Origin of the sequence: Corynebacterium sp. UMB4614 (assembly GCF_030217065.1) — a bacterium.
Taxonomy (GTDB): domain Bacteria; phylum Actinomycetota; class Actinomycetes; order Mycobacteriales; family Mycobacteriaceae; genus Corynebacterium.
Genome location: NZ_JASONC010000123.1, coordinates 1 through 237, shown reverse-complemented (window position 1 = coordinate 237; position 237 = coordinate 1). Strand labels below are relative to the sequence as shown.

Genomic DNA, 237 nt, shown 5'->3' with positions numbered 1-237 from the left:
GTTCTTTAGATCAACCCCGCCGATGGTGATCGTGCCAGCGTCCGGGTCATCGAAGCGGGCAATCAAACTCGCCAACGTCGACTTCCCCGCACCCGACGGGCCAACCAGCGCGGTCACCGTGCCTGCCGGAATGCTCAGGCTCACCTCGTCTAATGCCTGGGTGTCGTCATAGGCATACGACACACCTCGAATCTCGATATCATGACTGTGTGGTGTCTGTGGCGCATCGGGCTGACT

1 protein-coding gene is annotated in these 237 nt (G+C 59.9%); it reads right to left on the bottom strand.

Annotation, left to right across the window (positions count from 1 at the left end; genetic code table 11):
* Window positions 1-237 (bottom strand): ATP-binding cassette domain-containing protein (locus tag QP413_RS10175; RefSeq protein ID WP_284781634.1); only part of this gene is annotated, 237 nt, incomplete at both ends.